Annotated in this window: 18 protein-coding genes and 3 pseudogenes; 16 read left to right on the top strand and 5 right to left on the bottom strand. The window is 72.3% G+C overall.

The annotated features are described in order from the left end of the window. Positions 1 to 89: 89 nt before the first annotated feature. Positions 90 to 1,082 (top strand): sugar phosphate isomerase/epimerase family protein, encoded by a 993-nt coding sequence (locus ACGFZN_RS37700; RefSeq protein WP_393862989.1) that lies wholly within the window; start codon positions 90 to 92, stop codon positions 1,080 to 1,082. 91 nt (positions 1,083 to 1,173) lie between these two features. Here the strand turns inward: ACGFZN_RS37700 and ACGFZN_RS37695 are convergent, their stop codons facing one another. From ACGFZN_RS37695 to ACGFZN_RS37675, 5 genes and pseudogenes are all read right to left on the bottom strand, one after another. Further along, positions 1,174 to 1,407 carry a LuxR C-terminal-related transcriptional regulator gene (locus ACGFZN_RS37695; protein WP_393863031.1) on the bottom strand — a complete coding sequence of 78 codons (234 nt, stop codon included), beginning with the start codon at positions 1,405 to 1,407 and terminating at the stop codon, positions 1,174 to 1,176. Between the two features lie 257 nt (positions 1,408 to 1,664). After that, positions 1,665 to 2,771: pseudogene (locus ACGFZN_RS37690) on the bottom strand (family 16 glycoside hydrolase); the annotation flags it as partial. A gap of 36 nt (positions 2,772 to 2,807) precedes the next feature. Continuing rightward, positions 2,808 to 4,769: pseudogene (locus tag ACGFZN_RS37685) on the bottom strand (ThuA domain-containing protein); the annotation flags it as partial. Further along, a pseudogene (locus ACGFZN_RS37680) lies at positions 4,770 to 5,717 on the bottom strand (ThuA domain-containing protein); the annotation flags it as partial. It lies immediately after the preceding pseudogene. A 170-nt stretch (positions 5,718 to 5,887) separates the two neighbouring features. Beyond that, positions 5,888 to 6,856 (bottom strand): multicopper oxidase domain-containing protein, encoded by a 969-nt coding sequence (locus ACGFZN_RS37675; protein WP_393862988.1) that lies wholly within the window; start codon positions 6,854 to 6,856, stop codon positions 5,888 to 5,890. A gap of 651 nt (positions 6,857 to 7,507) precedes the next feature. Between ACGFZN_RS37675 and ACGFZN_RS37670 the strand changes: the two genes are divergently transcribed. The 15 genes from ACGFZN_RS37670 (at position 7,508) to ACGFZN_RS37600 (ending at position 25,935) form a co-directional block, all read left to right on the top strand. Beyond that, the gene (locus ACGFZN_RS37670) at positions 7,508 to 9,331 is read left to right on the top strand and encodes an OmpL47-type beta-barrel domain-containing protein (protein WP_393863030.1); all 1,824 of its coding nucleotides are present in this window, start codon (positions 7,508 to 7,510) and stop codon (positions 9,329 to 9,331) included. A 238-nt stretch (positions 9,332 to 9,569) separates the two neighbouring features. Further along, positions 9,570 to 10,751, top strand: coding sequence for an ROK family protein (locus tag ACGFZN_RS37665; protein ID WP_393862987.1), 1,182 nt, complete (start codon positions 9,570 to 9,572; stop codon positions 10,749 to 10,751). Positions 10,752 to 10,837: 86 nt separating this feature from the next. Continuing rightward, complete coding sequence (locus ACGFZN_RS37660; RefSeq protein WP_393862986.1) at positions 10,838 to 12,094, top strand: Gfo/Idh/MocA family protein; 1,257 nt, start codon at positions 10,838 to 10,840, stop codon at positions 12,092 to 12,094. 564 nt (positions 12,095 to 12,658) lie between these two features. Further along, positions 12,659 to 14,170 carry a sugar ABC transporter ATP-binding protein gene (locus ACGFZN_RS37655; RefSeq protein ID WP_393862985.1) on the top strand — a complete coding sequence of 504 codons (1,512 nt, stop codon included), beginning with the start codon at positions 12,659 to 12,661 and terminating at the stop codon, positions 14,168 to 14,170. Next, complete coding sequence (locus ACGFZN_RS37650; protein WP_393862984.1) at positions 14,167 to 15,228, top strand: ABC transporter permease; 1,062 nt, start codon at positions 14,167 to 14,169, stop codon at positions 15,226 to 15,228. The genes ACGFZN_RS37655 and ACGFZN_RS37650 overlap by 4 nt, the downstream gene beginning before the upstream one ends. Before the next feature lie 131 nt (positions 15,229 to 15,359). Next, the gene (locus tag ACGFZN_RS37645; RefSeq protein ID WP_393862983.1) at positions 15,360 to 16,421 is read left to right on the top strand and encodes a substrate-binding domain-containing protein; all 1,062 of its coding nucleotides are present in this window, start codon (positions 15,360 to 15,362) and stop codon (positions 16,419 to 16,421) included. An 80-nt stretch (positions 16,422 to 16,501) separates the two neighbouring features. Beyond that, positions 16,502 to 17,302 carry a ThuA domain-containing protein gene (locus ACGFZN_RS37640; RefSeq protein ID WP_393862982.1) on the top strand — a complete coding sequence of 267 codons (801 nt, stop codon included), beginning with the start codon at positions 16,502 to 16,504 and terminating at the stop codon, positions 17,300 to 17,302. A 421-nt stretch (positions 17,303 to 17,723) separates the two neighbouring features. After that, positions 17,724 to 18,890, top strand: coding sequence for an inositol-3-phosphate synthase (locus ACGFZN_RS37635; RefSeq protein WP_393862981.1), 1,167 nt, complete (start codon positions 17,724 to 17,726; stop codon positions 18,888 to 18,890). Positions 18,891 to 18,991: 101 nt separating this feature from the next. Next, positions 18,992 to 19,900: an SCO3242 family prenyltransferase gene (locus tag ACGFZN_RS37630; RefSeq protein WP_393862980.1), complete on the top strand. Its 909-nt coding sequence runs from the start codon at positions 18,992 to 18,994 to the stop codon at positions 19,898 to 19,900. Next, complete coding sequence (locus ACGFZN_RS37625) at positions 19,897 to 20,796, top strand: sugar phosphate isomerase/epimerase family protein (RefSeq protein WP_393862979.1); 900 nt, start codon at positions 19,897 to 19,899, stop codon at positions 20,794 to 20,796. The genes ACGFZN_RS37630 and ACGFZN_RS37625 overlap by 4 nt, the downstream gene beginning before the upstream one ends. After that, a complete protein-coding gene (locus tag ACGFZN_RS37620; RefSeq protein WP_393862978.1) occupies positions 20,793 to 21,485 on the top strand; it encodes an EboA domain-containing protein in 693 nt (230 codons plus the stop codon). The genes ACGFZN_RS37625 and ACGFZN_RS37620 overlap by 4 nt, the downstream gene beginning before the upstream one ends. Further along, a complete protein-coding gene (locus ACGFZN_RS37615) occupies positions 21,485 to 22,351 on the top strand; it encodes a TatD family hydrolase (RefSeq protein ID WP_393862977.1) in 867 nt (288 codons plus the stop codon). The genes ACGFZN_RS37620 and ACGFZN_RS37615 overlap by 1 nt, the downstream gene beginning before the upstream one ends. A 2-nt stretch (positions 22,352 to 22,353) precedes the next feature. Then, positions 22,354 to 23,520: a metabolite traffic protein EboE gene (gene eboE, locus ACGFZN_RS37610; protein ID WP_393862976.1), complete on the top strand. Its 1,167-nt coding sequence runs from the start codon at positions 22,354 to 22,356 to the stop codon at positions 23,518 to 23,520. Further along, positions 23,517 to 24,896, top strand: coding sequence for an alkaline phosphatase family protein (locus tag ACGFZN_RS37605; protein WP_393862975.1), 1,380 nt, complete (start codon positions 23,517 to 23,519; stop codon positions 24,894 to 24,896). The genes eboE and ACGFZN_RS37605 overlap by 4 nt, the downstream gene beginning before the upstream one ends. Positions 24,897 to 24,927: 31 nt before the next feature. Then, a complete protein-coding gene (locus tag ACGFZN_RS37600; RefSeq protein ID WP_393862974.1) occupies positions 24,928 to 25,935 on the top strand; it encodes a sugar phosphate isomerase/epimerase family protein in 1,008 nt (335 codons plus the stop codon). Positions 25,936 to 26,163 lie beyond the last annotated feature (228 nt).

Below are 26,163 nucleotides of genomic sequence, written 5' to 3'. Positions count from 1 at the left end.
CACGCCGCCCGGACGCCGGGCGGGGCGGCTCCCCTTGACGGCCCCTCGCCGCAGCCCACCGCGGCCGGGTGCTTCCCAACGAAGGAGTGATGATGGGTCAGTTCGCCCATGACTTCGACCGCAGAGGCTTCCTGCGTGCGGCAGCCGCAGGCACGGTGGCCATCGGCGCGGCCACCCTCGCCGGCGCGGCCCCCGCCGCCGCCCGGACGACCGCCCCGGACGCCCCGCCCAACGGCGCCGCCCTGAGCATCCCCAAGGACGCCATCGGCATCCAGCTCTACAGCGTCCGCGACAAGGTCTACCAACTCGGCTTCCGCGTCGTCTTCGAGGAACTGTCGCGGATGGGCTTCAAGGAGGTCGAGTTCGCCGGCTACACGCAGGACCCCGCCATCCTCGGCCGGCAGATCACCGTCCGGGAGATCCGCACGCTGCTCGACGACAACGGCCTGCGGGCCATCGGCAGCCACATCGGCATCGGCAGCTTCCGCAGCAACCTGCAGCAGGAGCTCGACAACGCCGAGATCCTCGGCATGCCGAACATCGGCACCCCGAACGCCCCCTCGGACACCCCGACGGTCGCCGGGTACCAGGCGGCCGCCGAGGAGTTCAACCGCTGGGGCGCGGCCGCGTCGGCACGCGGACTCAAGCTCTACCAGCACAACCACTGGTCCGAGTTCGCCTTCGCCGCGGACCAGCCCGCGGTGCGCCTGTACGACGTGTTCCTGCAGAACACCGACCCCGCCCACGTGTACCTCGAGATGGACGTGTACTGGGCCTTCGTCGGCCAGTTCCGCTACCCGGGCTTCGACCCCGCCGCGTACGTGCGCAACCACCCCTACCGCTACACGCTGTTCCACATGAAGGACGGCACGTCCGACGCCAACGCCGACGACGGTTACGACATGACCGAGTTCGGCGCCGGCGACATGCCCTACCAGCGCTTCATCCACGCGATCGGGCCGTTCGGCAACCACCACGGCATCTGGGAGCAGGACACCGCCCCCGACACCCGGCCCAACCCGCCCGGCTCGTTCGGCGCCGCCCAGCGCAGCTACACGGCGCTCGCCGACCTGCTCTCCTGACCCACCGACACATCCGCGCCCTGCCGCAGCCGGAAGGCTCGGCAGGGCGCGGACGCGTGTGGTGCGGGAATGCGGGGAACCGGGGGCGGGTTCAGATCAGGCCGCGCCGTGCGGCCCAGGCGACGGCCTCGATGACGCTGCTGACGCCTATCTTGTCGCACACGCCTCGGTAACGTCGCCGCACGGTGCGGGGGCAGACGTGGAGCCGCCGGGCGACGGACTCGACCGGCAGGCCGGTCGCCAGAAGCGACAGCAGGTGCACCTCGTCGCTGCGCAGACAGGGGTTGCCGGCCTGGGGCCGCCGGTCCGTCTCGTGGCTGAGCATGGACACTTTCGTCCTCCTTCGCCAGTGCGGCCGGCAGGGAACGCGGGGAAGGCCGCCGCCCGGAGAGGTGGCCAGAACCCGTGATCGACCGCGGGTCGTCAATCGCTGTCACGTTTCAACTAGCTTGGGTAACTGATCGCATGCGCAGGGTCAAGAGTGGCGCCGCCGCATCGATGGGGCCTGCGTGAAAGGTTTCATCCCGGTCCGCGCGGAGCCGGGCCCGGGGCCGCCGCCCCGAGCCCGGCAGGAACCGCTCCTTACGACAGGTCCCGTACCCGGATGTTGCGGAACTCGATCAGGTCGTCGTCACTGTGGTTCTGCAGCCCCACGTAGCCGCGGACGAACTGACGCAGGTCCGTGGGCGGATCGCCCGCCCGCGACGACGACTTGCCGGGCGTGTTGTCGAACTCGTTGATCACCACGCCGTTGCGGATGATCGTGTAGTGCTGCCCGACGACCCGGATCTCGTAGTCGTTCCACTGGTTCTTCGCGGTGACCCTCGCATGGTCCAGGTCGACCGGATCGAAGTTGTACACCGAGCCGGTCTTCTGGGGTTCGCCGGTGCCACCGTCGTAGATCTGGATCTCGTTGCCGCAGTAGATCGCCACCCACTCCGGAGCGGTGCGCGCCGATCCCGTCGTACTGCAGCCCTCGGGCCGCTGGTCCAGCGGCGTCCGCGGGTCGGGGAACCGCACGAACACACCGCTGTTGGCCCGGTGGCCGTCGGGAGCGACGTCCCGGAACTGCAGCCGGATCGAGTAGTCCGCGAACTGCTGCTTGCTGTACCACAGCATGCCCATGCCGCCGGAACTGCGCAGGGTGCCGTCCGGCTGGACCGAGAACCGGCCCGCGCCCGCCTGGCTCCAGCCGGCGAGGTCGGCCGCCGATCCGTCGAAGAGGGACGTGTACCCGGGTGTCTTGCCGATGGGCGACTTGGCGCCCTCCTTGCTGAGCGTCGCCGCCTCGTGGTTGTCGATGACACCGTCCTTGCGGAACTGGTCCACCAGGGCGTTGAGACTGCTGACGAAGGCGCCGTGGCTGGGCCAGGCGGCCTCGTCGTCGATCAGGTCGTTGATCGTGCAGCCGCCGCCGGCCTTGTGGTTGGCCACACCGGTGTCGCTGTCGAGCAGCCAGACCGTGGAGCGGGCGTCGGGCGCCGTGCAGCCCGCCGTCACGTCGATCTTCCCGGTGGCGTGCTCGCCGTTGGCGTACGTCACCTTCAAGGTGGCGTGGTAGGTGCCGTAAGAGGCGTACGTGTGCGTCGGATTGGCCTCGTGCGAGGGGTTGCTGCCGTCACCGAAGTCCCACTCCCAGGCGACACCGCCCGCCTTCGCCGCCGAGAACTGGATCGTGCGCGGCTTGCTCTGCGCGACCGCGCGGCCCGAGGCGTCGCTCGGGTTCGGGGTGGCCGGGCCGCCGTGGTAGGTGACGCGGACCAGCTTCTGGTTCGGGTCCAGGCTGAAGAAGCCGCCGGCGTAGTCCAGCATGTACAGCGCGCCGTCCGGGCCGAACTTGGCGTCCATCCAGCTCTGGATCTTGGTGTCACCGGTGCCGCCGGGGAGGATCTGCCGCAGGTCCTCGCCGAACTGCGGCTGGGACTGGTTCTTCACGTCGTCCGGGGTGACGGTGACCGCGACGCGGTTGCCGGCGTTGGACTCGTCACCGATGAACCACTTGTCGTCCCAGTACGCGGGCCAGGCGACACCGCTGTTCGTGTCGACCTCCGAGCGGTGGTAGGTCGGGCCGTCCATGACGGCCTGGCCGCCGCCCTTGAGGTAGGGCTCGGTGTACTTCTCGTCGCTCTGCACGTACGTGGGCAGCCCGCTGCCGTCACCGCGCTTGGGGTAGACCACGCCGCCGCCCTGCGGCGAGTACCAGATCATGTTGCTGCGGACCGGCGGCAGGTCCACCAGTCCGGTGTTGCGGGGCGAGGTGTTCCTCGGGTGGTCGCAGTCGTACCAGCCGGTCAGCACGCTCGCGTCGGTGTTGCTGCGGTCGCGGTACGGCTGCTTGTTTCCCATGCAGTACGGCCAGCCCTGGTTGCCCGCGGAGGTGATGACGGTCGCGGTCTCGTACTTGGCCGGGCCGAGCTCAGGGTCGGGTGTCGGCGCGTCGGGGCCGACCCAGGCCGCGGTCAGCCAGTGGTGGGTCTTGTCCCAGGCGATCCGGGCGATGTTGCGGACGCCCATGACGTAGATCTCGGGACGGGTCTTGCCGCCGCCCTCCTCGTCGCCGGTGAACAGGTTGCCCTTGGGGACGGTGTACGTGCCGTCGGGCTCGGGGTGGATCCGCAGGATCTTGCCGTTGAGGTCGTTGGTGTTGCCGGCCGTACGGCGGGCGTCCTGGAAGGACAGGCCCTTGTAGTCCTTGGTCCAGTTGTTCCCGGAGTAGCCCGCCCCGGCTCCCTGCGAGGAGTTGTCGTCGCCGACGCCGACGTAGAGGTTGCCCTCGTCGTCGAACGTCATGCCGCCGCCGGTGTGGCAGCAGCTGTGGATCTGGGCGGTCCAGTGCAGCAGGTCCTTGCGGCTGCTCTTGTCGATCGACTGGTCCTTGAAGTCGTAGGTCAGCCGCGAGACGGTGCGCTGGCCCGTCTGCTTGTCCCGGTCGACGGACTCGTGCGGCATCCAGTAGACGTAGATCCAGCCGTTCTGCTCGAACTTCGGGTCGAGTGTGATGCCGACCAGACCCTCCTCGTTCTTGACCAGTTCGTCGCCGCTGCCCCGGTTGCCCATCACGTCGAGCGTGGTCAGCAGCTTGACCTTCTTTGTCCTGGGGTCCCACTGGTGGATGGTGCCGCAGCCCAGGCCCACCTTGGGGTCGTTCCAGTCGGGGATCGGTCCGCTCGGGCAGGCCGCCTTGCCGATGTAGAAGACCTTGCCGTCGGGGGCGATCGTCAGGCCGTGCGGCTCACCGATCTGGTCGAGCTGTCCCTGCTGGTTCTTGCCCGTGAGCCGTTCCACCGAGTAGTTCGAGGCGATGGTCGCCTGGCAGTCGCCGCGGACCATGCCGGTCGTCCACTCGATGGCGCCGAGCAGATGGCTCCGGAACCTGGTGTCCGAGGTGTAGCTGTCCTCGGTGCGGCCCATGCCGGTGTAGAAGGACCGGCCGCCGTCGTAGTCCCGGCACCAGGAGACCGGGTGGAAGGCGCCGTTGCCCGCCGGTCCCGCGTCGTAGGAGTTCTCCTCGACCTGGGCGACCGTCTGGACCTTGCCGTTCGGGTTCGGGTCCCAGTTCATCCACTGGTCGGACCGGGTCCACTTCAGCGGCAGGCCCTTGGTCGCCGGGTGCTGACGGTCGGTCACGTCCACGACGGCCTGCTGCACCTTGGTCTCCGGTGCGGGCGCCGGGTCGGCGCCGAACAGCCGCAGCTCGGCCAACTGGGTCAGCGGCTCACCGGAGTTGGCGGTGATGTCCAGCCGGTAGTACGGGTAGGCCGTGGTGTTGGAGAACGTGTACTGCCTGGTCTGGAAGCGGTCCGGGAAGTTCTGGCCGGTCCGGGTGTCCAGCGTCTTCCAGTCCTTCCCGTCCTGGGAGCCCTGCAGCGTCCAGTCCTTGGGGTCCCGGCCCGGGTAGTCGTTGGCCGACGTCAGCGCGTACTGGGCCACCGCGACCGCGTGGTCCATCTTCGCCGTCACCCACGCGGTGTTCTGGTGCGCCAGCCACTTGGTGGTGCTGCTGCCGTCGAAGAGCTTGGCCTTCGTCTCGTTCGGCGGGTTGTCGTCGCTGGCCGTGACGTCCGCGACCTTCTCGGAGGCGGGCAGGCTGGCGGCCGGACGCGTGCCGATCAGACCGGTGAACCAGTCGGATCCGGCGTCCGCGCGCGCGGCGTCGTGGACGCCGACGAAGCCGCCACCGCCCTTGACGTAGGCCTGGAACGCGGACTCCTCGTCGGAGGTCAGGGACACCCCCTTGGCCGACAGGAAGACCACGCCGCGGTAGCGGGCCAGGCGGTCGGGGGTGAAGACGGACGGGTCGTCCGACTCGTCCACGGAGAAGCCGTTCTTCCGGCCCAGTTCCTCCACCGTCGACACGGCGGCCGCGACGGGGTCGTCCTGCTGGTCGGCCGGCCCGTGGAAGACCAGGACGTTCACCGGGGATCCGGCGCCGGCGTCCTGGTCGGGGCTGTTGGCGGACGGTGCCTGCGCCTGTGCCTGCACGGCCGGCAGCGCGGACAGCCCCAGTGCCAGCGCCGAGGCGGACAGCAGGACGACCGCGCGGCGCCAGGCCGGCGCCCGGCGGGGGATCCGGGCGGAGGGCGACGGCGGCGCTCCACTTCGTCGTGACAGGGTGAACCGGTCTCTTCGGCCCATGGTCGCTCCTTGACTCGATCCGGCAACGGAAGACTGGTCAGGGGTGGAGCAGGGCTGCCGCACGGGCCTCGCACGGCAGGTGGAACACGCCCGTCGGACCGTCCGGTCCGGTCAGGTCGGACGGGCGTGGCTTGGGGGCGGGGAAGGGGGACGGGCGCGGGCCGCCCGGTCTACATGGGCATGCCGCCGCCGGGAACCGTGCCGTCGGCCTCGGTCACCAGGAAGACGCCGGACATCCCCATGTCCGAGTGGCTCTGGACGTGGCAGTGGTACATCCAGGCGCCCGCGCCGACGCGTTCCCCGGCGATCACCTGGAACCCGAAGGAGTCCGCGGGTCCGGTGGTCTTCGTGTCGATCACCCGGCTGACGTCCTGCGGGCCTTCGAGGATCCCGGTGCGGTTGTCTACCCAGCGGTGGCCGTGCACGTGGAAGGTGTGGAAGAAGTCGCCGTGGGTGATCACGACGAACTCCACCCGCTCACCGCGGACCGCCCTGAAGGTGGGGGTGGCGGGAGCGACCCTGTTGTTGATGGTCATGTCGTTGAACACGACCGTGAACTGCTTGTCGGGCAGCACATCGCCCTTGCGGCGCACCACCACGGGGCCGTACAGGCCCTTCTTGATCCCGCCGGTGCCGTGCTCGGTGCCCACGTTGTGGTCGTGGTAGTGCCAGTACCCGGCGCTTCCGGCCTCCCAGGTGCCGTCGTGGCGCCGGCCCGGGGCATGGGTGCGCCAGACGTAGGTGCGCCGCTCACCGGGCTGTACGACGCTGTCGTTCATCTTCGTGCCGTCGCTGGCGGTGTCGTAGTCCAGGCCGTGCACATGCAGGCTGGCGGCGACGTCGAGGTTGTTGACCACCTCGATGTTCATCGTGTCGCCCTCGGTCAGCTCGATGAGCGGGCCCGGAATCGTCGCCTGGCCGGGGTGGAGGCCATAGCCCATCTCCCCGTTCGGCAGCTTCTCCATGTACAGCGTCAGGTTGCGGACCTGACCGCCCTTGTCGTCCCCGGCGGGCTTGTCCGAGGGCGCGGCGGCCGCGGTGCCGCCGAGCACCGCGGGGGTGACGGCCGCCGCCACGGCCGAGGCGGCGAACGAACGCCGGGACAAGAGGCGTCTCGCGCCTGCGCCTGAGTCGGTCATCGCTCTCCAATCCGCGACAGGCGTCGGTGCCTGCGGGCGTTTCGTGGTCGTGGAGTACGCCGCACCGGTCGACACGGCATCCGGGCGCGGCGGTGTGCGGTGGTGCGCGGGCGTTCGGCCCCGCGGGGCCGGCACGGGAGTCCTCGGTGGGGCGCCGGTCCGGGGGCCGTACGGCCGGCGGTGCGGTGGTACGGCCGAGACGGGCTCGGCACAGCGAGGCGAACCGCGCCTCGGAACGGCCTCACCGTAACGGCGCTCGGCCAGTTTTTCCAGACTCGGGTCAAAGTTGGTCGTGTTGTGGTCATAGACCTTGGCGGGCCGTCAAAAGACCGCTAGCTTCCCAGCATTGGCGCCATCCGAGAGCGATGGGTGAGCCGCGCACGACAGTTCAGGGCGTCGGTCAGGTGACAGACCGTGCGCCGTCGCAGCCCAGGGACCGAGCCCCGCGCGGCACACGGCCGGACAGACCCCACGACGCGGTCGTCCCGGCGGCTGGTCGTCCACCCGGCGGGACCGCCGGTCCGTACGCGGTACCGCAACGAGCGATGCGCGAAAGGTGCAGCGGTGTTCAGAAGACTGCTTCATGCCCAGACGGATCCGCCCCCCTCCGGACCCGCCCCACGCGGCCGGTCCGGCCTCCACCCGGCCTGGGTGGCGCTGGTGGCCCTCGTGCTCACGGCGTTCTCGCTGGCCGCGCCGGCCGCGTATGCGGCGCTGGCCCCCGACAACTCCGCGGCGACCCAGGTGCTGACGTGGACGGCCGGGGACGGCTACATGGGGTACACGTCCGCCCCGACCACGGCGGTCGCCGGCCCGGCGACGATCGTGTTCGAGAACAGCGCGGCCACCGGCAACACGACGGGGATGCCGCACACGCTGACGTTCGACACCTCCAACCCCGACTACAACACCGACGTCAGCCTCAACATCCAGGCGAGCCCGTCGGACTCCAGCGCGGGACGCCACACCGCGGAGGTCACCCTGACCCCCGGCGTCTACCACTACTACTGCGCGATGCCCGGTCACATGATGTCGGGCGAACTGACCGTCACCGCGGCCCCCGGGGACGACACCACCGCACCGGACACCTCCGCCTCCGTGTCGGGGACCAAGGACGCATCCGGCGACTACGTCGACAGCGCGACCGTGACGCTGTCGGCCTCGGACTCCGGTTCCGGGGTGGACACGATCGAGTACGCCCTCGACGGCGCGGCCTACGCGACCTACACCGACGCGGTGCGGGTGAGCGGAGCCGGCCGGCACACGCTGGCGTACCGGGCCACCGACAAGGCGGGCAACACGTCGGCGGTGAAGTCGGTGTCGTTCACGGTGGTGGCCGCTCCGCCCGAGGACACGACTCCTCCGGAGACGTCGGCGACGGTGTCGGGGACGAAGGACGCCTCCGGTGACTATGTCTCCGGTGCGACCGTGACGGTGACGGCTTCCGACACCGGGTCGGGCGTGGCCGGGATCGAGTACGCGCTCGACGGCGGGGCCTACCGGGACTACACCGCGCCGGTGCTGGTGAGCGATGTGGGCCGGCACACGCTGGCGTACCGGGCGACCGACAAGGCGGGCAACACGTCGGCGGTGAAGTCGGTGTCGTTCACGGTGGTGGCCGCTCCGCCCGAGGACACGACTCCTCCGGAGACGTCGGCGACGGTGTCGGGGACGAAGGACGCCTCCGGTGACTATGTCTCCGGTGCGACCGTGACGGTGACGGCTTCCGACACCGGGTCGGGCGTGGCCGGGATCGAGTACGCGCTCGACGGCGGGGCCTACCGGGACTACACCGCGCCGGTGCTGGTGAGCGATGTGGGCCGGCACACGCTGGCGTACCGGGCCACCGACAAGGCGGGCAACACCTCCGCCGCGCAGACGGTGTCGTTCACGGTGGTCGCCGCGCCGCCGCAGGACACCACTCCGCCCGAGGTGTCGGCCTCCGTCTCCGGCACGAAGGACGCCTCCGGGAACTACGTCGGCGGCGCGACGGTCACGGTGACGGCGTCGGACTCCGGGTCGGGCGTCGCCGCGACCGAGTACTCCCTGGACGGCGGCCCCTACCTGCCGTACTCCGCGCCGGTGGCGGTGGACCGGGCGGGCAGCCACACCTTCCTGTACCGGGCCACCGACAAGGCCGGCAACACGTCCGCGGCCAAGTCGCTGACGCTGACCGTCGTCGACAGCAAGCCGCCCACGAACTGCCCCGAGACGGACGATCGTTCGACGGTGTTCGCCGGCACGCTCGACACGGGCATCCCGAACCGCGTCACGACGAACGGCTGCACGATCAACGAGCTGATCGAGGACCACAGGGCCTGGGCGAGCCACGGCGCGTTCGTCTCGCACGTCGAGAAGCTCGTCGCGGACCTGCGGAACCAGGGCGTCGTCGACCAGCGGGAGGCCGGCGACATCAAGAAGGCCGCCGGCCGCTGCGACGTCGGCAAGGTCCACTCCGCGCACACGGAGCGGTGAACTGACGGCCGCCACAGGCCTGACGGGGCCGGCGCACCGGCCGCAGGCCCCCGCGACCCCGTCAGGTCTTCCCGGCCCACACCAGGCTTTGTCCACTGCGAGATGAAAGTGCATCGGAATGCTGCACAAGTTCTTTCGGGCTCAGCAGGACGGTGCTACGGTCCTTTTGAAAGTCGCGCCCCAACCTGCCGGGCGTGCCCAGGACTTCGGCGACGACGGGAGGGGCGGCGTGAGGCGTATGACGGCTCGACCGGCCAATGTCCACCAGGCCGGGCTGCTCCGCCTGCTGCGCGACCTCGGCCCGCAGTCCCGGGTCGCCCTCGGCGACCGGGTCGAGCTGTCACGCTCCAAGCTCGCGGTGGAGATCGACCGGCTGCTGGAGACCGGCCTCGTCGTCCAGGACGGTCTCGCCGCCTCCCGCGGCGGCCGCCGCTCGCACAACGTCCGGATCGCCCCCTCCCTGCGCTTCCTCGGCGTGGACATCGGCGCCACCTCGGTGGACGTCGCCGTCACCAACGCGGAGCTGGAGGTCCTCGGCCACCTGGCCGAGCCGCTGGACGTGCGCGACGGCCCGGTGGCCGTGTTCGAGCGGGTGCTCGCCCTCGCCGCCAAGCTGCGCGAGGCCGGTCTCGCGGAGCACTTCGACGGCGCCGGGATCGGGGTGCCGGGACCCGTCCGTTTCCCGGAGGGCGTCCCCGTCGCACCGCCGATCATGCCCGGCTGGGACGGCTTCCCCGTCCGCGAGGCGCTCAGCCAGGAACTCGGCTGCCCCGTCCTCGTCGACAACGATGTGAATCTGATGGCCCTGGGCGAGCAGCAGGCCGGGGTCGCCCGGTCCGTACGCGACTTCCTGTGGGTCAAGGTCGGGACCGGCATCGGCTGCGGCATCGTCGTGCGCGGCGAGGTCCACCGGGGTGTCACCGGCAGCGCCGGCGACATCGGGCACATCCAGGTGGACCCGGAAGGGCCGCCGTGCGCCTGTGGCAACATCGGCTGCCTGGAGGCGCACTTCGGCGGCAACGCCCTGGTGCGCGACGCGACCGCGCTCGCCCAGGCCGGCCGCTCGGCCGAGCTGGCCGGGCGGCTGGAGACGGCGGGCCGGCTGACCCCCGAGGACGTGTCGGCGGCCGCCGGCGCAGGAGACGCCGCCGCCCTCGACCTGATCCGCACCGGCGGAAGCCGCGTCGGTCAGGTGATCGCCGGCCTGGTCAGCTTCTTCAACCCCGGCCTCGTCGTCATCGGGGGAGGGCTCACCGGGCTGGGACACACCCTCCTGGCCAGCATCCGCACCCAGGTCTACCGGCAGTCCCTGCCGCTCGCGACCGGCAACCTGCCGATCGTCCTCGGCGAACTCGGCCAGACCGCCGGCGTCGTCGGCGCCACCCGGCTGATCAGCGACCACATCTTCTCACCGGCCTGACGCGCCCCCGCGCGGCCGGAATCCGTTCCCCGCGAACGGACGCGTTCCCGCGTCCGTTGCCCGCGCCCACGAGCATTGGAGCGCCTATGGACAGTCAGCACGGCTCGCCCGCGATCGGGGTGGGCATGGTCGGATACGCCTTCATGGGCCGCACGCACTCGCACGCCTGGCGTACCGCCGCCTGCGCCTTCGATCTGCCCATGCGCCCGGTCATGGCCGCCCTCGCCGGACGCGAGCGAGCAGCCCTGGAAGACGCGGCCCGCCGGCAGGCCTGGGCCGCGACCGAGACCGACTGGCGGGACCTCGTCGCCCGCCCCGACGTACAACTGGTCGACATCTGCACACCCGGTTCCAGCCACGCCGAGATCGCGATCGCGGCGCTGGAGGCCGGCAAGCACGTGCTGTGCGAGAAGCCGCTCGCCAACACCGTCGAGGAGGCGGAGGCGATGGCCGAGGCCGCCGCCGCGGCCGCGCGCCGCGGGGTGCGCTCCATGGTGGGGTTCAGCTACCGGCGCACCCCGGCGCTCGCACTCGCCCGCAGGCTGATCGCCGAGGGCCGTCTCGGCACGCTGCGGCACGTACGGGCGCAGTACCTCCAGGACTGGATCGTGGATCCGGAGTTCCCGCTGGTGTGGCGGCTGCAGCGCGAGCACGCCGGCTCCGGCGCGCTGGGTGACATCGGCGCCCACATCGTCGACCTCGCCCAGTTCCTGGTCGGGGAGCCGCTGTCGGGAGTCTCCGCGCTGACCGAGACCTTCGTCCGCGAACGGCCGCTGCCCACCGCGTCGTCGGGGCTCGCGGCCGTCGCCGACGGGGCTGCGCCGCGCGGACCCGTGACGGTGGACGACGCCGCACTGTTCACCGGCCGGTTCCCCGGGGGTGCCGTCGCCTCCTTCGAGGCCACGCGGTTCGCCGCCGGCCGGAAGAACGCCCTGCGCATCGAGATCAACGGCGACCGCGGCAGCCTCGCCTTCGACCTGGAGCGCCTCAACGAACTGGAGTTCCACGACCACACCGAGCCGGCCGCCACGGCGGGCTTCCGGCGGATCCTCGTCACCGAACCCGACCATCCCTATCTCGAGGGGTGGTGGCCGCCGGGGCACGGACTCGGCTACGACCACACCTTCGTGCACCAGGTGCGCGACCTGCTGCACGCCATCGTCGAGGGTCGGGACCCCGAACCGTCGTTCGCCGACGGACTGCAGGTGCAGCGGGTGCTGGCGGCGGTGGAGCACAGCGCCGCGCACGGCAGCGTCTGGACGCCCGTCGCGCGCACCGAAGCGTCGCGGCAGAACCCGCCGATGCCGTCCGGCGCCGGCGGCCCCGTCGCGGTCGCTCCCTGACCGCACGGAAAGGAGGATTCCCGGGAAATCCCCGGACGGAAAACACGCGACGGCACGGCCGTAAAAGCCGGGGCATATTCCACCGAGTGCTCCGGGAATACCTGCCTGCCTCGGTTCGAGGCGTGCACCCGCGGATGCCTTCTATTCCCATTTCTCGCGGGCAACGGGCAGGCGGGGAGGGGTGTACGGCCTCCTCGGCGGCCAACGCCCAAAAGTGTTACACCCGTTGCCGCATCCGGCCACGATCCGCCCGAACGGTTCGCGGACCCTTTTCAAACCGCGCCACGAGAACTACCTTCCTCTCAGCCCGCAGGGCGACATGGGGCGGCTTGTTCCGGAAAACAGGGAAACCCCCGACCCGGACCACGGAAGTCCGCCCGGAAGGAATGCGCCAAGGATTCACGACGGGCCCCGGCCCGCCCCCGGATCACCTGCCGTCCGCGACACGTCGGGCCCCTCACGAGCCTCCTCGGCGAGGCCGGCCGCGAGGGCAAGGTGACCAGAAGCCGACGAACCGCCTGAGGCCCGGTGCGGGCCGGCGGACACCGCATCAGAGGGAGACCCATGAGTGCCCCGCTGCTCGAGATGCAAGGCGTCGTCAAGGAGTTCCCCGGCGTCCGGGCCCTCGACGGTGTCGACCTCGACGTGGTCGCCGGAGAGGTGCACTGCCTGCTGGGCCAGAACGGCGCCGGCAAGTCGACGCTCATCAAGGTCCTCGCCGGCGCCCACCAGCCCGACGCGGGACACATCGCCTGGGAGGGCGAACCGGTGACCCTGCCGACCCCGACGGCCGCCATGCGCCACGGCATCGCCACCATCTACCAGGAACTCGACCTGGCCGACGGCCTGTCGGTGGCGGAGAACATCTACCTGGGACACGAGCAGTCCCGGCTGGGGTTCACCCGGCGCTCGCGGATGCACGACGCCGCCCGGGGACTGCTGCGCAGACTGGGGCATCCGGAGATCCCGGTCACCCGTGAGGTGGGCGAGCTGTCGGCGGCCGGCAAGCAACTCGTGTCCATGGCGCGCGCCCTCTCGCACGACGCACGGCTGATCATCATGGACGAGCCGTCCGCCGTACTCGCCCACGACGAGGTGGACAACCTCTTCCGCATCATCGGCGACCTCACCGCCGCCGGCGTGGCGGTCGTCTACATCTCCCACCGGATGGAGGAGATCCGCCGGATCGGGGACCGCGTCACCGTCCTGAAGGACGGCCGCACGGTCGCCCGGGGACTGCCCGCGCGCACCACCCCCACCTCCGAGCTGGTCTCGCTGATGACCGGCCGCACCGTCGAGTACGTCTTCCCGCCGCGGCCCGAGAACCCGGGCCCGGACGAGCGGCCGGTGCTGCTGGAGGTCGAACACCTCAGCCGCCCGGGGGAGTTCCACGACGTGTCCTTCACCGTCCGGGCGGGCGAGATCGTCGGGCTCGCGGGCCTGGTCGGCTCCGGCCGCTCGGAGATCCTCGAAACGGTCTACGGAGCCCGCCGGCCGGCCGCAGGGCGCATCCGCGTGGCGGGATCCGCCCTGCGGCCCGGCAGCGTCACCGCCGCCGTCCGGGCGGGCCTCGGGCTCGCCCCGGAGGAGCGCAAGAGCCAGGCGCTGTTCCTGCAGTCCTCCATCGCCCACAACGTGTCCCTGTCCTCGCTGCGCCGGTTCGCCCGCGCCGGGTTCCTCGACTCCCGCGGCGAACTGGCCGCGACCACACAGGCTGTCCGCAGCCTCGACCTGCGGCCCCCCGACCCGACCCGGCCGGTGCGCACCCTCTCCGGCGGCAACCAGCAGAAGGCCGTCGTCGCCCGCTGGCTGCTCAAGGACTGCCGGCTGCTGCTGCTGGACGAGCCCACCCGCGGCGTGGACGTCGGGGCGCGGGCGGAGCTGTACACGCTCATCCGGCGGCTCGCGGACTCGGGAGTCGGTGTGCTCCTCGTCTCCAGCGAGGTGCCCGAGGTCCTCGGCCTCGCCGACCGCGTCCTCGTACTGCGCGAGGGGCGGGTGGTCCGGGAGGCCGCCGCCCCGGACCTCGACGAATCGCATGTGCTCGACCTCGTCATGGAAGGGAGCTCCGCGTGAGCCGGCAGACCAGTCCCCCCGGCGGGAGCGGTCCGCTGCCCGTCGCAGGCCAGGAACCACCGGCCGGATCCGTCCGGCGGACCGGCACCCCACCCGGGAAGGGCGGCAGAGCCTCCCTCCTCCGACACATGGGCAGGGTCCGCAACCTGGGCCTGTTCGCCGTCCTCGTCCTGCTCTGCGTCATCGGTGCGCTGACCTCGGACAACTTCGCGACCAGCCAGAACGCCCTGGTCATCCTCAGCAGTGCGGCCGTCATCGGGGTCATCACGATCGGCCAGACGTTCATCATCATCGGCGGCGGCATCGACCTGTCCGTCGGCGCGATCGTGGCGCTCGCCTCCGTGTGGTGCACCACCGTGGCCACCCAGTCCTACGGCCTCGGCGGCATGGTCTTCTGCGCGCTCGCCGTCGGCGCGGTCGTCGGCCTCGTCAACGGCCTGATCATCGCCTACGGCAACATCGTGGCGTTCATCACCACCATCGCCATGATGGCGAGCGCCCGCGGACTGGCCGAGCGGATCTCCGACCGGCAGTCCCAGGTGGTCACCGTCGAGTCGTTCAACTCCATCGCCTCCACCAAGTGGCTCGGCATTCCCCTGCTGGTCTACATCCTGGCGGTGGCCGTGCTCGCCGGCTGGGTGCTGCTCAACCGCACCACCTTCGGCCGGCGCACGTTCGCCATCGGCGGCAACCAGGAGGCCGCCCGCCTCGCCGGCCTCGACGTGCGCCGCCACACCGTGGTGCTCTACGTCCTGTCCGGACTGTGCTGCGGCATCGCCGCCGTCATGCTGACCGCGCGGACCACCTCGGGAGCCAGCAACCTCGGCGACCTGTACGAACTGGACTCGATCGCCGCGGTGATCATCGGCGGCACCCTGCTGACCGGCGGCCGCGGCTCGCTCGTCGGCTCGATACTGGGCGTCCTGGTGTTCACCACGATCACCAACATCTTCGTACTGAACAACCTCACGACCGACATCCAGCAGATCGCCAAGGGCCTGATCATCGTCGCCGCCGTGCTGGTCCAGCGACGCGGCCGCAGAACCGCCACCCCCTGAGCGCGGCGCGGACGGCGGCTCCGTCCCCGCTGCCGCCGCCCGCGCCGCCCAGGCCCGGCCGCGCGGCACGTCCGCATCGACCACGGCAGGCGCGACCCATGCAGGACCCGTGACTGGAAGGACTCAGCGAGATGGACAAGCGCGGACCCGGCGGACTGGACCGCAGACGGCTCCTCCTCGGCGGCGCGGTACTCGGCGGCGCCCTGGTCGCCGGCTGCACCAGCAACAAGAGCGACGCCTCCACCGACGACGTCAAGGCGGCGACCAAGGCCGGCACCGACAACGACAAGCCGGGCAGGACCGTGTCGATCGGGTTCTCGGCGCCGGCCGCCGACCACGGCTGGATGGCGGCCATCACCAAGAACGCCATGGCCCAGGCGAAGCAGTACTCCGACGTGCACTTCGAGGCCGTGGAGGGCACCAACGACGTCAACGCCCAGATCAGCCAGGTGCAGACGCTGATCGGCAAGAAGGTCGACGCCCTGGTGATCCTGCCCTTCGACGGCAAGGCGCTGACCGCCGTGGCCCAGCAGGCGATGGACGCGGGCATCCCCGTGATCAACCTGGACCGGGTCTTCGACACGCCCCTGGCCTACCGGACCTGGGTCGGCGGCGACAACTTCGGCATGGGCCTCAACGCCGGTCTCTACATCGGCAGGACCCTCAAGGCCAAGGGCGTCTCCTCACCGGTGATCGGCGAGATCGCCGGGATCGACAACCTCGAACTCACCAAGCAGCGCAGCGCGGGATTCAAGCGGGGCCTGGCCAAGTACGGCTTCCGCGTGGGCATCCGGCAGGCCGCCAACTTCACCGCGGACTCCGGCCAGCAGGTGATGAGCAACGTCCTGCAGGCACGCTCGCACCTCGACGCGGTGTGGAACCACGACGACGACCAGGGCATCGGCGTCGAGGCGGCCATCAAACAGGCCGGCCGGAGCGAGTTCTTCATGGTCGGCGGCGCCGGCTCCAAGCACGCCATGCAGGAGATCAAGGCCGACAGCTCCGTGCTCAAGGCCACCGTGGTCTACCCGTCGAACATGTCCGCCTCGGCCGTCAAGCTCGCCCGGCTCATCGCCCAGCACAAGGGCATGGGCGACCTCGTCGGGCAGGACCTGCCGTCCTCGCTGACCCTGTTCTCCGCCACCGTGACGAAGGAGAACGTCGACCAGTACCTTCCCGGCGCCTTCAGCTGACCCGGCGTCACCGCCCCCGCAAGCATTGTCACCGCTCCCGTAAGCAGGTCACGTCCCCGCAAGCAGGTCACGAAAGGTTGATGATGTCCCGCAGAGGTATCGCCGCGCTGCTCTCGGCCGCCGCCCTGGCCCTGCCGCTCGCGGCCACGAGCGCCACCGCACACGCCGCGGCACCGGCGTTCCGGGTGCTGGTGTTCTCCAAGACCACCGGCTACCGGCACGCCTCCATCCCCGACGGCGTCGCCGCGATCGAGAAACTCGGCCAGGAGCACGGCTTCGCGGTCGACGCGACCGAGGACGCCACCCGGTTCAACGACACCGAGCTGGCCAAGTACCAGACGGTCGTCTTCGTGTCCACCACCGGCGACCCCCTGGACCAGCAGTCCGAGAAGGACGCCTTCCAGCGCTACATCGAGCACGGCGGCGGCTACGTCGGCATCCACGCCGCCGCCGACTCCGGTTACACCTGGGCGTGGTACGGCGGCCTGGTCGGCGCCTACTTCAAGGACCACCCGGCGATCCAGCAGGCGACGGTGAACGTCGCGGGCCAGGGCACCGCGGCCACCCGGGACCTGCCCAACCGCTGGACCCGCACCGACGAGTGGTACAACTACCAGTCCAACCCCCGTGCCGGCGTGCGGGTCCTGGCCACGCTGGACGAGCGGACGTACGACCCGGTCGGCTACAACGGCGGCTCGATGGGCGCCGACCACCCCATCTCCTGGTGCCACCCCTACGACGGCGGCCGCTCCTTCTACACCGGCCTGGGCCACACCTCGGAGAGCTACACCGAGCCGCGGTTCCTGTCGCACATCCTCGGCGGCATCGAGATGACGGCCGGCGCGGCGAAGTTCAACTGCGACCCGGACGACACCGACTGAACGACACCGGCCGAACGACACCGACGCAACCCCGGCCCCCGAAGGCCGCGCGGCCCAGCCCGCGGGGCCGCTGAGGGCGGCGGCCGGCGGCCGGCGGCCGGCGGTGACGTCCGCGGCCGTCGCCGCCCTCGGCCATCCCCGGTCCGGCGGCACCGGCCACCACACGGCCCGTTCCGACGCCGTAGCCCTTCCCGCGCTCCACGCGTCGTGGACTCCTGCCGGCCGGCCCTCGCCAGCGAGGCGGCTCACCGCCGCGGCGGCCTCGCGCAGGGACCGGGGCGCCGGCGTCCGGACCGGCGGCCGCGCCCGGACCGGGACGGCCGGCCCGGGGGGCGGAAAGCACAGGACAGGGGGCGGCGACATCGACAGCGAGGAACGAGGCGGCCGGGTGCTCCCGCGACCGGCCGACGGAGGTGACGACATGTCAGAGCGAGTCAGTCGCACGGGAATATGGCTGGCGGGGGCGCGCGGATCGGTGGCCACCACGGTCGTCGCCGGCACGGCCGCGCTGCGGGCGGGGCTGGCCGGGCCGGCCGGGTGCGTCACCGAACAGCCGGGGTTCCCCGACGCCGGCCTGCCCGCCCTGTCCGACCTGGTCTTCGGGGGCCACGACGTGGCCTGCACGCCGCTGCCGAAACGGGCCGAGCAACTGGTCGCGGCCGGCGTGCTGCCCCACGGGCTGCCCGCCGCCGTCCACGACGGCCTGGCCGCCGCCGACGCCGAGATACGCCCCGCCCCCCTGCCCGACTCCGACAGGAGCCAGCAGGACGCCGTAGAGGCGATACGGGCCGACATCGACGCCTTCCGCGCGCGGCACGGCCTCGCCCGGGTGGTCGTCGTCAACGTGTCCTCGACCGAACCGCCCGCCACCGCTCACCCGGCGCACGCCTCGGCCGCGGCCCTGCGCGCCGCGCTCGCCGCCGGCGAGCACGTGCTGCCGCCCAGCTCCCAGTACGCCCTGGCCGCGCTCACGGCCGGGTGCGCCCACGTCGACTTCACCCCGTCCACCGGCATGCGGATCCCGGCGCTGCGGGAACTGGCCGAGGAAGCCGGCCTGCCCTACGCCGGGAACGACGGCAAGACGGGGGAGACCCTGCTCAAGGCGACCCTCGGGCCGATGTTCGCCGCCCGGGGCCTGCGGGTGCGGACCTGGTCCGGCACCAATCTGCTCGGCGGCGGCGACGGCGAGACCCTCGCCGACCCGGCCGCGATGGCCAGCAAGGCGGCCTCCAAACAGCGGGTGCTCGCCGAGACGCTGGGACACCCCGTCGAGGGCGAGGTCCACATCGACTACGTGCCCTCCCTCGGCGACTGGAAGACCGCCTGGGACCACGTGACGTTCGAGGGCTTCCTGGGCGTGCGGATGAACCTCCAGTTCACCTGGGCGGGTTGTGACTCGGCCCTGGCCGCGCCCCTGGTACTCGACCTCGCCCGGCTGGCGGCCCGGGCCCATGAGCGGGGCGTCCGCGGCCCCCTCGGCGAGCTGGCCTTCTTCTTCAAGGATCCCGTCGGCGCCGACGAGCACGCCGTGATGACCCAGTACGAGACGCTGCGGGCGTTCGCCGCCCGGCTCGGGGGCGCGCGGTGATCCGCCCGGCCGTACGCCGGGCCGGCCCGGACCCCGTGCGGAGCGAAGGCGGGGACGCGGGGCCGGGTGACGGACGGGCCGCGCTCGCGGGTCCCGGATCCGTGGCGTGCGCGCCGGTTCCGCCGCCGACGCGTCCACGCCTGCGCGATCTGGCCGAACTGGTGCGCGCCCCGGCCGCGTTGACCGTTCCCGGGGACGTCCTGGCCGGGGCGGCCGCCGCGGGCCGCCGCCCCGACGGGGCCACGGCCGCCCTGGCCGCCTCCTCGGTCTGCCTGTACTGGGCCGGGATGGCGCTCAACGACTGGGCCGACCGCGACCTCGACGCGGTGGAACGCCCCGAGCGGCCGATCCCCTCCGGCCGCGTGAGCGCACCCGTCGCGCTGTCCGCCGCCGGGGCCCTGACCGCGGCCGCCCTCGGCCTGGCCGCGGCCGCCGAAGGCCGTCGCGCGCTGACGGTCGCCGTACCGCTCGCGGCGACCGTCTGGGGCTACGACCTGTGGGCCAAGTCCCGTCCGGCGGGCCCCGCGGTGATGGCGGCCGCCCGGGGACTCGACGTCCTGCTCGGCGCTCGCGCGGGCCGGCTGGGAGACGCCCTCCCGGCCGCCGCGACCGTCGCCGCGCACACCCTCGCGGTCACCGCGCTCAGCCGCGCCGAGGTCACGGGCGCCGAACCAGGGCTGCCCCGGGCCACGCTCGCCGCCACCGGCGCCGTCACGGCCGCGACCGCGCTCCGCGCCCGCCCGGCCCGGCGGGGCACGACCCGCGGACGCCGGCCGGCCGTCGCGGTCGGGCTCGCCGTCTACGGCGCGACGGCCGGCCGAGCCCAGGCGCGCGCCGTCGCCGATCCTTCGCCGGCCGGGGTCCGCAGGGCCGTCGGCGCCGGGATCCTCGGCCTGATCCCGCTGCAGGCCGCGCTCACCGCGGGCGCGGGCGCAGTGCGCTCCGCCCTTCCGCTCGCCGCGGCCTTTCCGCTCGCCCGGGCGCTGTCCAGAAGGGTGTCCCCGACATGACCGCACCTCGCCACGGCCACGGCACGCCCGCCGAACCGGCCCTGCGCTACGGCTTCGGCACCAACGGCTTCGCCAACCACCGGCTTGAGGACGCGCTCACCGTCATCGCCGGACTCGGCTACGACGGAGTCGCCCTCACCCTCGACCACCACCACCTCGATCCCTTCGCGCCCGGCCTGGCCGCACGGACGGCGGCCCTCGCCCGGCGGCTCGACCGTCTCGGGCTCGGCGTGGTGATCGAGACCGGGGCACGCTACCTGCTCGACCCCTGGCACAAGCACGAGCCCACCCTCCTCGCGGCCGACGGACGCGAACGCAGGCTGGACTTCCTGCGCCGGGCGGTGGCCGTCGGCGCCGACCTCGGCGCGCAGGCCGTCTCCTTCTGGGCCGGCGTCCGGCCCGCGCGGCTCGACCCGCGCACAGCCTGGGACCGGCTGGTCGCCGGCTGCGCCGAGGTCGTCGAGGCCGCGGAGAAGGCGGGCGTCGTCCTGGGCTTCGAACCCGAACCGGGCATGCTCGTGGAGACCGTCGACGAGTACTCCGGGCTGGCCGCGGCGCTCGGCGACCCGGCCCCGTTCGGCCTGACCCTCGACATCGGCCACTGCCGCTGCCTGGAGCCGTACCCCGTCCCCGAGTGCGTGCGCCGGGCCGGCCGCCGCCTGGTGAACGTGCAGATCGACGACATGCGCCGGGGCACGCACGAGCACCTGGAGTTCGGCAGCGGCGAGATCGACTTCCCGCCCGTGCTCCGTGCCCTCGACGAGGCCGGCTACCGCGGGCTGGTCGCCGTCGAGCTGCCCCGGCACAGCCACGACGCCCCGGGAGTGGCCCGCCGCTCACTGGACTTCCTGCGGTCGTGCGACCCCGCGGTCCACCGTGAGGAGGAGATGGCATGACACCCGACCAGCTCAGAACCGCCTTGGCCGACCGCATGACCCAGCAGGGCTGGAGGTGGCTCGACGGCGCGTGCGCCTCGGTGGCCGCCGACCCGGCGGCCGTCGGCGGCCTGTTCCCGCTGGCCGGACGGCGATGCGGACGCGTGCGCCTGGACCCCGGCGACCCCTACGGCTGGACGGTCGACGACGCGGCCCGCTGCCTGATGCTGGCCGCGCTGCCGCTGACCGGCACCCCGCTGCTGGAGCAGCTCGAAGCCCTCTACCGGACCGGTGACGCGGCCGAACGGCGCGCCGTACTGCGCGCCCTGCCGCTGCTGCCCGTCGGCGACGGCGCGCTGCCCCTGGTGCGCGACGCCCTACGCACCAACGACACCCGGCTGGTCGCGGCGGCCCTCGGCGACTACGCGACCGGCCACCTGGACGCGGAGACCTACCGCCAGGGCGTCCTCAAGTGCGTCTTCACCGGCATCCCGCTGTCCGCGCTGCCGGGCCTGCCCGGCCGGGCGGACGTCCGGCTGGCCCGCATGATGGCCGCGTACGCCGAGGAGCGGACCGCCGCCGGACGCGACGTGCCAGCCGACATCGGACCCGTCCTCGCGCTCTTCCCGGACGTGACGGCGCCCGGCCACGCAGCCCCGCAACCCGTCCCCACCGCGACCACCGACCGCCGAAGCCCCCGGGAGGCGTGATGCGGATCTTCGACCCGCACATCCACATGACCTCGCGCACCACCGACGACTACGAGGCGATGCACGCGGCCGGTGTGCGCGCCCTGGTGGAGCCCGCGTTCTGGCTCGGCCAGCCGCGCACCTCCGTCGGCAGCTTCCTGGACTACTTCGACTCCCTCATCGGATGGGAGCCGTTCCGCGCCGCCCAGTTCGGCATCCGCCACCACTGCACCATCGCCCTCAACCCCAAGGAGGCCAACGACCCGCGCTGCGCGGAGGTGCTTCAGCACCTGCCGCGCTATCTGCTCAAGGACGGCGTGGTCGCCGTGGGGGAGATCGGCTACGACTCGATGACGCCCGAGGAGGACGAGGCGTTCGCCGCCCAGCTGCAGCTCGCGGTCGCCCACGGCCTGCCGGCTCTCGTCCACACCCCGCACCGCGACAAGGCAGCCGGCGTCGAGCGCACCCTCGCCGTGGTGAAGGAGTCCGGAATCGCTCCCGAGCGGGTCGTCGTCGACCACCTCAACGAGGTGACAGTACGTCAGGTGGCCGATGCAGGCTGCTGGATGGGGTTCTCCATCTACCCCGACACCAAGATGGACGAGCGCCGCATGGTCGCGGTGCTGCGCGAGTTCGGCACCGAACGGATCCTCGTCAACTCGGCCGCCGACTGGGGGAGAAGCGATCCGCTGAAGACCCGGAAGACCGGGGACGCCATGCTCGCCACCGGCTTCTCCGCCGACGACGTGGACCAGGTCCTGTGGCGCAACCCCGTCGCCTTCTACGGCCAGAGCGGCAAGCTGGAGCCGGCCGGCGCCGGCGCGCCCGGCACCGACGCCACCTACAAGGGCAACTCCGTGCTGCGCGGCGCCCGCGCGGAGGTGTGACCGTGCGCCTGCTCCACCCCGACGGCACCGTCGTCCACCTCGCCTACTGCACCAACGTCCACCCCGCCGAGGACCTCGACGGGGTCCTCGCCCAGCTGGCCCGGCACGCCGAGCCGGTACGCGAGCGGCTGGGCGTGCCCGTCCTCGGGCTCGGCCTGTGGCTGGCCCGCGACGCCGCGGCGGCCCTCGCCACGGACGACACGGCGGTCGGCAGGCTCCGCCGGGAGCTGACCGCACGCGGCCTGGAGGTCGTCACCCTCAACGGCTTCCCCTACCGCGGCTTCCACGACCCCGTCGTCAAGCACGCCGTCTACCGGCCCGACTGGACCGAGCCCGACCGGCTGCACTACACCCTCGACCTCGCCCGTGTCCTCGCGGCCCTGCTGCCCGCCGACGCCGCGTACGGCAGCGTCTCCACCGTGCCGCTGGCCTGGCGGACCCCGTGGACGGACCGGCAGGCCGACGCCGCCGCCCGCACCCTCGACAGACTGGCCCGGGGCCTTGCGGACCTCGCCGACGACACCGGCCGCACCATCCGGGTCGGCCTGGAACCCGAGCCCGGCTGCGTCGTGGAGAGCACCGCACAGGCCGCTCGCCACCTCGCCCGCGTGGCCACCGACCGCATCGGCGTCTGCCTGGACGCCTGCCACCTGGCGGTCGGCTTCGAGGAGCCGGCCGCCGCACTCGCCCGCCTCGACGCCGCCGGACTCCCGATCGTCAAGACCCAGGCGTCCTGCGCCCTGCAGGCCGACGACCCGTCCGATCCCGCGACACGAGCGGCGCTGGCCGCCTTCACCGAACCGCGCTTCCTGCACCAGGTCCGCGAGCGAGGCACCCCGCCCAGGGCCGTGGACGACCTGGACGCCGCCCTGGCCGGCGCCCTGCCCGGCCGCGACCCCTGGCGCGTCCACTTCCACGTGCCGCTGCACGCCGACCCGGAGCCCCCGCTGACCACCACCCGCCCCGAACTGGAGGCGACCCTCGCCGCCCTGCTCGGCGCGGACACCGCCCGCACCGCACACATCGAGGCCGAGACCTACACCTGGGGCGTGCTCCCCGAAGCCGCCCGGCCGCAGGGCCCCGGCGCCCTGGCCGACGGCATCGCCGCCGAACTGGCCTTCACCCGCGACCACCTGATCTCCCTCGGCCTGAAGGAGGCAGCCCCGTGAGCCCCGCCCCGCTGCTCGTCCTCGACGTCGTCGGCCTCACCCCCCGGCTGCTCGCCCATATGCCACGGCTGCGCGCCCTGGGCGAGGCGGGCTTCACCGCGACGCTCGGCACCGCGTTCCCCGCCGTCACCTGCACCGTGCAGTCCACCCTGCTCACCGGGCAGCCCGCCGCCGGCCACGGCATCGTCGGCAACGGCTGGTACTTCCGCGAACTCGGCGAGGTGCTGCTGTGGCGGCAGCACAACGCGCTCGTCGGCGGGGAGAAGCTGTGGGAGGCGGCGCGGCGCTCCCACCCCGGCTACCGCGTCGCCAACATCTGCTGGTGGTACGCCATGGGCGCCGACGTCGACCTCACCGTCACCCCGCGGCCGATCTACTACTCCGACGGCCGCAAGGAACCCGACTGCTACACCCACCCGCCGCAGCTGCACGACGAACTCACCGCCAAACTCGGCACGTTCCCGCTGTTCACCTACTGGGGGCCGACCGCCTCCCTCACCTCCTCCCGCTGGATCGTCGGCGCGGCCCGGCACATCCTCGCCACCCACGCCCCCGACCTCACCCTCGTCTACGTCCCCCACCTCGACTACGACCTCCAGCGCCACGGCCCCGACGATCCCCGCGCCGCCGCGGCGGCCGCCGACGTCGACCGGGTCCTCGCCCCGCTGCTCGACGACGCCGCCGCGCGCTCGATGACCGTGGTGGCCCTGTCCGAGTACGGCATCACGAACGTCTCCAGGGCGGTGGACGTCAACCGCGTGCTGCGCCGGGCCGGGCTGCTGCACGTCCACACCCAGGACGGCATGGAGTACCTCGACCCGTGGACGTCGGCCGCCTTCGCCGTCGCCGACCACCAGGTCGCCCACGTCTACGTCGCCGACCCGGCCGACACCGAGCGCGTCCGCGAACTGCTGGCGGACACCGACGGTGTGGCCGAGGTGCTCACCGAGGCCGGCAAGAAGGTGTACGGCATCGACCACCCGCGCGCCGGGGACCTGGTCGCGGTCGCCGAGCCCGACGCGTGGTTCACGTACTACTACTGGCTCGACGACGACCGCGCCCCGGACTTCGCCCGCCTGGTCGAGATCCACCGCAAGCCGGGCTACGACCCGGCCGAGCTGTTCATGGACCCGAAGGACCCCAAGGTCAAACTGCGCGCCGCCGCCGCGCTCGCCCGCAAGAAGCTCGGCATGCGCTACCGCATGAGCGTCGTCCCCCTCGACCCGTCCCCGGTGCGCGGCAGCCACGGCCGCCCGCCGGACCACCCCGACGACGGCCCCGTACTGCTGTGCTCCCGGCCCGCCGAGGCACGCGACCACTACGACGCCACCGAGGTCAAGGACCTGCTGCTGCGCCTGGCGGACCCGGCGCACTGAAACCGAGCCACGAACCACCGGAGGAACCCAGATGCCACGCCCGATCACCCTGTTCACCGGCCAGTGGGCCGACATGCCGTTCGAGGAGGTGTGCCGGCTGGCGGCCAAGTGGGGCTACGACGGGTTGGAGATCGCCTGCTGGGGCGACCACTTCGAGGTCGACAAGGCCCTGGCCGACGACGACTACATCCCGCGCCGCCGGGCCCTGCTGGAGAAGTACAACCTGCGGTGCTGGACCCTGTCCTGCCACCTGACGGGCCAGGCCGTCTGCGACCACCCCATCGACGAACGGCACAAGGGCATCCTGCCGGCCCGCATCTGGGGCGACGGCGAACCGGAGGGCGTGCGGCAGCGCGCCGCGCAGGAGGTCAAGGACACCGCGCGCGCCGCCGCCGCCTTCGGGGTGAAGACCGTCGTCGGCTTCACGGGTTCCTCGATCTGGCACACGGTGGCGATGTTCCCGCCCGTGCCGCCCGAGATGATCGAGCGCGGCTACGCGGACTTCGCCGAGCGGTGGAACCCCATCCTCGACGTCTTCGACGAGGTCGGCGTGCGCTTCGCCCACGAGGTCCACCCCTCGGAGATCGCCTACGACTACTGGACGACGGTGCGCACTCTGGAGGCGATCGGCCACCGGGAGGCGTTCGGGCTGAACTTCGACCCGTCCCACTTCGTCTGGCAGGACCTGGACCCGGTCGGCTTCCTGTGGGACTTCCGGGACCGGATCTACCACGTGGACTGCAAGGAGTCCGTCAAGCGGTTCAACGGACGCAACGGCCGCCTCGGCTCCCATCTTCCGTGGGCGGACCCGCGCCGCGGCTGGGACTTCGTCTCCACCGGGCACGGCGACGTGCCCTGGGAGGCCTGCTTCCGGATGCTCAACTCGATCGGCTACGACGGCCCGATCTCGGTGGAGTGGGAGGACGCCGGCATGGACCGCCTGGCCGGGGCCCCGGACGCGCTGCGGTTCATCCGCAAGCTCGTGGCGATCGAGCCGTCGGCCCAGTCCTTCGACTCGGCGTTCTCCTCGGGCGACTGACGGCCCCCCCGCGACGCCACCTCGACCGGGCCGACCGCCCGCCGGCCGTCACCGGCGCCCGGCCGTACGCCTCCTCGGGCGGCCGGGCCGGCCGGGCCGGTGACGGAGCGGCCGGGGACCGGCGCGGCTAGTCCCAATGCCGTGTAGTTAGGGGCTGAGCTGTTGTGTCAAGGTGCCTGAAGCAGAGATGGAGCTCCTGCTAGAACCGTGTCGACCAAGATCACTGTT

It is taken from the genome of Streptomyces sp. NPDC048192, assembly GCF_043202415.1.
Classification (GTDB): Bacteria; Actinomycetota; Actinomycetes; order Streptomycetales; family Streptomycetaceae; genus Streptomyces.
This window is presented reverse-complemented; position numbering and strand designations above follow the sequence as displayed.